General features: G+C 75.4%; 6 protein-coding genes. 4 read left to right on the top strand and 2 right to left on the bottom strand.

The window, feature by feature from the left end; translation table 11 throughout:
- The coding region (locus tag G3I53_RS01395; RefSeq protein ID WP_164437944.1) for a hypothetical protein at window positions 1–1,027 on the bottom strand (1,027 nt) is incomplete at its 3' end.
- A 493-nt stretch (window positions 1,028–1,520) separates the two neighbouring features.
- Between G3I53_RS01395 and G3I53_RS01390 the strand changes: the two genes are divergently transcribed.
- From G3I53_RS01390 to G3I53_RS01375, 4 genes are all read left to right on the top strand, one after another.
- Entirely contained in the window at window positions 1,521–1,925 is a 405-nt protein-coding gene (locus G3I53_RS01390) for a hypothetical protein (protein ID WP_164335019.1), read from the top strand.
- On the top strand, window positions 1,922–2,707 hold the full coding sequence (locus G3I53_RS01385) for a hypothetical protein (protein WP_164335017.1): 786 nt from the start codon (window positions 1,922–1,924) through the stop codon (window positions 2,705–2,707). Before G3I53_RS01390 ends, G3I53_RS01385 begins: the two co-directional genes overlap by 4 nt.
- A 38-nt stretch (window positions 2,708–2,745) precedes the next feature.
- Window positions 2,746–3,264: a roadblock/LC7 domain-containing protein gene (locus tag G3I53_RS01380; protein ID WP_164437943.1), complete on the top strand. Its 519-nt coding sequence runs from the start codon at window positions 2,746–2,748 to the stop codon at window positions 3,262–3,264.
- 99 nt (window positions 3,265–3,363) lie between these two features.
- Window positions 3,364–3,738, top strand: coding sequence for a hypothetical protein (locus tag G3I53_RS01375; RefSeq protein ID WP_164336643.1), 375 nt, complete (start codon window positions 3,364–3,366; stop codon window positions 3,736–3,738).
- A 66-nt stretch (window positions 3,739–3,804) separates the two neighbouring features.
- Here the strand turns inward: G3I53_RS01375 and G3I53_RS01370 are convergent, their stop codons facing one another.
- Window positions 3,805–5,007 carry a globin domain-containing protein gene (locus tag G3I53_RS01370; protein WP_164336645.1) on the bottom strand — a complete coding sequence of 401 codons (1,203 nt, stop codon included), beginning with the start codon at window positions 5,005–5,007 and terminating at the stop codon, window positions 3,805–3,807.
- Window positions 5,008–5,360 lie beyond the last annotated feature (353 nt).

The following is a 5,360-nucleotide window of genomic DNA, read 5'->3' as shown; positions in this document are numbered from 1 at the left end:
CTGAGGCGCCGGACGGCCGCCCGCCGGCCGGCGGGTCCCCGGCCGACTCCCGGTAGGCCGCCAGCGCCTCGTGCGCGCGCTCGGCCGCCTCGCGGTACAGGTCCCTCGACTTCGTCATGGCCTCCAGCGCCTCGGCGTACATCGCCACCAGCGCGCGCTCCCGGGCGAGTTCCTCCTCCGGGCTGAGCAGGTGCCAGTCCTCGCGCAGCGCCGTCAGCGCGCCCTCGGCCTCCGGCGGCAGCGGCCTCGCCAGCCCGGCGTACGCGCGTACCGCAGCGACGAGGCCGGCCGGTTCGGTCCCGTCCAGGAAGACCGCCCGGACCGAGTGCGTGCCCGCGTCGTAGCCCTCGGGAGCGGGCCGGCCGGGGAGCACCAGCGCGCCGCCGCGCGGCACCTCCACGCCGGACTCGCGCAGCGCCCAGTTGACGACCCGCAACTGGTGCGGGGCCGCCCGGTGCTCCACCACCAGGGGCCGCAGCCCGGGCGGCAGCCAGTGCGCCAGCGGCACCCGGCCCCGCTCGTCGGTGGTCATGGCCTCGTGGACGACGACATGGATGCGGCTCCCGCTGCGGGCGCAGTTCCGCAGCAGCCGCCGCACCTCCTTGTCGTCCTCGGGCAGTGGGTGGATCGTCCCCGGGCGCAGTCCCGTCGCGGGGTCGGCGTCCCAGTCGGTGTCCGGGTCCCGCGGCAGGAACATGCCGGTGGGGGCGGGCCAGTCGAGGTCCCAGAGCGCTCCCGCGGACTCCGCGACGAGGGTCCAGTCCCGGCCGTCGTCGCCGGGGGGCGAGAGGGCGAGCCGGGCCCGCACCACGACCCCGCCGGCGACGCGGGTCCGGGCCTCGAAGACCAGGTCCCCCGCCTCGTCCCCGGCCGGGGGCAGTTCCAGGTAGTCGTCGATGTGCTTGCTGTCCTTGAGCCCGCGCAAGGAGTCTCGGATCTCGTCCTCGGCGCCGGTCCCGGTGCGGCGGCCGCGGGTCAGCCAGACCGTCGGGGGAACCGTGGCGCGGACGGTGGAGGTGGTCGGCATGGGTCCTGTCGGGAAGGGGGACAAACGGTCCTGCCAGTATCGCCGCCGCCGGCCGGCGGACGGCACACGGGTCCACCGGACGGCGGACCCGACCGGCGTCTACCCGCGCGCCCGGCCCGCATGTGCGGGGGCGTACGGGGACCCGGCGCGCGCGGGGTGTGCGCGGCGCGCACGCGGAGGGGCCGCTCACACGTGGTCGCGCATCCCGGGCGTCGCCACAATGGGGTGCCGCGGGCAGGGCCGGACCACCATCCGCATCGGGAAAGGCCCTGCCCGCACCAGGTGCCGGGCCCTCTGAGGCCGCGTCAACCCGACACTCTCCGCAGCCCGTTCGGGGCGGTGAGGGGGCGTGCGGGGCGCGGACCTTACCAGGGCCGGGGTGCCCGTGTCGCATATTCCCCCGGAAAACGCCAAAGCCTCCACCACGGTCGAGCACACACCGTAGCGTCGACGTCACGTTCGCGGTACAGCCGTGCGAGGAGGGGGATCCGGCGTGCCCGGAATCGACGAGAGCCTGCTGGAAGCCATGCGACTGCCCGGTGCCCGAGGGGCCCTCGTGGTCGACTGGATCAGCGGGCTCGCGCTGGGGGCGGTCGGCGAGGCCCCGGGGGACGACCCCGAGGCGACGGCGGCGGAGACCGCCGAGCTCGCCCGGCTCGCCATGGAGAGCGGCACCCTCGCCCCGGGCGACACGAGCGTCCTGGCCCCGGCGGGCAAGGAACCGCCCGTCCAGGACCTGATCCTCACCACCGCGGACGCCTACCACCTGCTGAGATTCGTCATCACCACGTTCGACAGCACGGTGTTCCTCTACCTGTGGCTCGACCGCGTGGACGGCAATCTGGCCCTCGCCCGCATCCGGCTGGCCGACATGGCGGACCGACTGGTGCTCGGATGACCACGACCACCGCCCGCGCGGACGGATCCGCCCCGGAACTCCTCGGCAGCCTCGCCGCCGACCGGGCCACCGGTGCCCTCACCACCCGGTACGGCGTGCTCTACCTCTCGGCGGGCCACGTCGTCCACGTCGAATCCGGCTACAGCCCCGACCTCGGCGACCTGCTCACCCGCAGCGGTGCCGTCACCCCGGACGGCTGGTGGGAGGCGGTGGAGCACGCCGGGGCCGGCCACCGGGTCGGCCGGCGGCTCATCGACAGCGGACGCCTCACCACCGGGGCGCTCGAACTGTTCCACCTGGGCGCCCTGTTCGACGCGGCGTACTTCGCGCTCGCCCCCGACGGCGCCGCGCCCCGCTTCCGTGCCGGGGTCGCCCACTGGTTCGGCGCGGTCCGCCCCGTCCCGGTGGATTCCGTGCTCCGCGAGTCCCGGCGCCGCCGCGACCTGTTGCACCGCATCTGGCCCGACCCGGCCGTCGACACCGTCCCGCTCACCCGCCTGCCGGCCGCCGACCCGGCCGGCCTCCCGCCCCGTCGTGGCCGGACCCTCGCCCTGGTCGACGGCGCCCGGACCGCCGCGCAGATCGCCTCGGCCCTCGCCTGCCGCACCTTCCACACCCTGGTGGAACTGCGCCGGCTGGCCGCCGACGGCCTGGTCACCCCCGCACCGCCCCCTGCCGTCGCCGACGTTCCCGCAGGGCCCACGGACGCCCACGGCGGGGCGTGGGACGAGCCCGACACAGCGCTGCTGCGACGGCTCCTGGACGCCTTGGAGGCACTGTGATCCGCGCGCGTCGACAGCGTGCCGAAAGGAGACTGCTCATGGCCGTCGAGACCGACGTGCTGGACGAACTGCGTCGGCTCCGCACCCGGGTACCCCGGCTGACCGGATCTCTCGCGGCCACCGTCGACGGACTCGTCCTCGCCCAGGACGTGCCCGACACCGAACCGGAGGGCCTCGCCGCCCTGACCGCCGCCGCCCTCGGCGTCGCGTACCGCATGACCGACGCCGCCGCCCGCGGCGAGTTCCGCGAACTCCTCGTCCGCGGCACCCAGGGCTACGTCGCCACCTACGCGGCCGGCACCACCGCCGTCCTCACCCTCCTCGCCGACGACCGGGTCAACGTCGGGCGGCTGCACCTGGAGGGCCGGCGCAGCGGCGTGCGGATCGCCGACCTGGTCGACGCCCGCATCGGCCCGGGCGGCGGACGGCACGCCGAGCGCCCGGTGACGGGCGGTCACACCGCGCCGCCCCCGGATCCGGCCCGCCGCATCGGCACCCTCCCGGTGCGCACCCCGCAGCGGCCCGCGCACCAGCCCCGCCCCCAGCCGGGCGGATGACCCACCCGCACCACCCGACCCCGACACCTCTGTCCGCCGACGCCGCGACACCACCCGGCGGCCGGCCGAACCACCGATCACCACCGAAAGGAACACCCCATGGCCAACACCGAGACCGCGCTCAAGGAATGCCTCGCCTCCATCGACGGCGCGACGGCCGCCGCGCTCGTCGACTACACCAGCGGCATGGCCCTCGGCACCCTGGGCGGCGGCAAGGACTTCAACCTGGAGGTCGCCGCCGCGGGCAACACCGATGTGGTGCGCTCCAAGCTGCGCACCATGGAGCACCTCGGCCTGAACGACGAGATCGAGGACATCCTGATCACCCTCAGCAGCCAGTACCACCTGATCCGCCTGCTCAAGGGCCGCGGCGGCAACGGCCTGTTCCTGTACCTGGTGCTGGACTCGGGCCGGGCCAACCTGGCCATGGCCCGGCACCAGTTGCGCCGTCTGGAGGCCGAACTGGAGGTCTGAGCACACCGGGTGCCACCGTGAAGGGCCCCGCCGCCGGCCGTGCCGGTGCGGGGCCCCTCGCGTGCCTCAGGCCGCCTCGGGCAGCCAGAGGTCGGGCCCGAACACCTCGTAGTGCACCCGGCGGGGCGGCACCCCGGCCTTCAGGACCTGGCCGCGCACCGCCCGCATGAACGGCAGCGGCCCGCACAGGTACACCGTCGAGTCCGCCGGGACGTCGATGCCGGTGAGGTCCATCAGCCCGGTACGGGCCCCGGGCTCCTCGGCGCCCGGCCGCTCGTACCAGAACACCGCCTCCGCGTCCGGCAGCCGGTCCACCGTCTCGCGCACCTCGGCCCGCAGGGCGTGGTCGTCGGGGGAGGTGTCGGCGTGCAGGACCAGCACCCGGCGGCCGGAACCGGTGGCGGCGAGCCGGGCCAGCATGCCCGCCATGGGGGTGCAGCCGATGCCCGCCGAGATCAGCACCAGGGGCGTGTCGGCGTCGTCGAGCGACACGTCGCCGAAGGGAGCGGAGAGCGTCAGCTCGTCGCCGGTGCCGACCTGCTCGAACAGCAGGTTGGACACCTCGCCGTCGGGCGCGCCCGCCTCGCCGGCCACCCGCTTCACCGTGATCCGGCGCAGGTCGTCACCGGGGTCCGATGACAGGCTGTACTGGCGAAGCTGGTGCACCCCGTCCGGCATCCGCAGCCGGACGCTCACGTACTGCCCGGCCCGGGCCGGCGGGGCGGGCCGGCCGTCGGCCGGGCGCAGCAGGAAGGACACCACGTCCCGGGTCTCCTCGTGGCGCTCGACGACCGTCCAGGGTCGCCAGACCTCGCCGGGGAGGACCCCCGCCTCCTGGTACAGCCGCGCCTCCCGGGCGATGAGCGCCCCGGCCATCAGCCAGTACACCTCGTCCCAGGCGGCGGCCACGTCCGGGGTGACGGCGTCCCCGAGCACCTCGGCGATCGCCCCGAACAGGTACTTGTGGACGATCGTGTACTGGTCGTCGGTGATGCCGACGGCGGCGTGCTTGTGGGCGATCCTGGCCAGCAGGGCGTCGGGGCGGGTGTCCGGGTCGGCGAGCAGCGCCTGCGCGAAACCGGCGATGGACCCGGCCAGTGCCCGGCGCTGGGCGCCGCTGGCCTGGTTGCCCCGGTTGAACAGTCCGTCGAGCAGCTCCGGGCGGTCACGGAACATCGCGCCGTAGAAGCGCGTGGTGATCTCGTCGAGCGCACCGGCCACGGCGGGCAGGGTCGCCCGCACCACTGCGGCGGATTCTTCGGACAGCATGGCGTCTCCCAACAACGGGACGGAGAAGGGGGGTTGTCCGCGGAGCCGGGCTCCGGCGACACCCTCTGTATAGCGCTCCGATCATCGGGTTTCCGGGGGTAACGGGCCGCTGGGCGGCACCTCGGGCCCACCGGCCCGCACAGAAGGGACCTTCGGTCCCCGCGACCCGCCCCGGGCGGGGGCCGGTCGGCACAGCACCGGGGGCCGGTCCGCCGCTCGCGCCACCCCGAGCCGACGGACACCGAGCCTCGACGCCGGCCTCCCACCACGGATGCGCCCACGGCGCAGACGCGTCTGCGCCGCGAGCAGGCCCTCGGCACGGGTGCCCCCGGCACGGGCGGGGCCCTGTGTGC

The sequence above is a fragment of the Streptomyces sp. SID14436 genome, assembly GCF_010548465.1.
In the GTDB taxonomy this organism is placed as follows: domain Bacteria; phylum Actinomycetota; class Actinomycetes; order Streptomycetales; family Streptomycetaceae; genus Streptomyces.
This window is presented reverse-complemented; position numbering and strand designations above follow the sequence as displayed.

What these genes read in the sequence shown, in the direction of transcription:
- G3I53_RS01385 (WP_164335017.1), top strand. Translation starts at nt 1,922, where the DNA reads ATGACCACGACCACCGCCCGCGCGGACGGATCCGCCCCGGAACTCCTC.
- G3I53_RS01380 (WP_164437943.1), top strand. Translation starts at nt 2,746, where the DNA reads ATGGCCGTCGAGACCGACGTGCTGGACGAACTGCGTCGGCTCCGCACC.
- G3I53_RS01375 (WP_164336643.1), top strand. Translation starts at nt 3,364, where the DNA reads ATGGCCAACACCGAGACCGCGCTCAAGGAATGCCTCGCCTCCATCGAC.
- G3I53_RS01370 (WP_164336645.1), bottom strand. Translation starts at nt 5,007, where the DNA reads ATGCTGTCCGAAGAATCCGCCGCAGTGGTGCGGGCGACCCTGCCCGCC.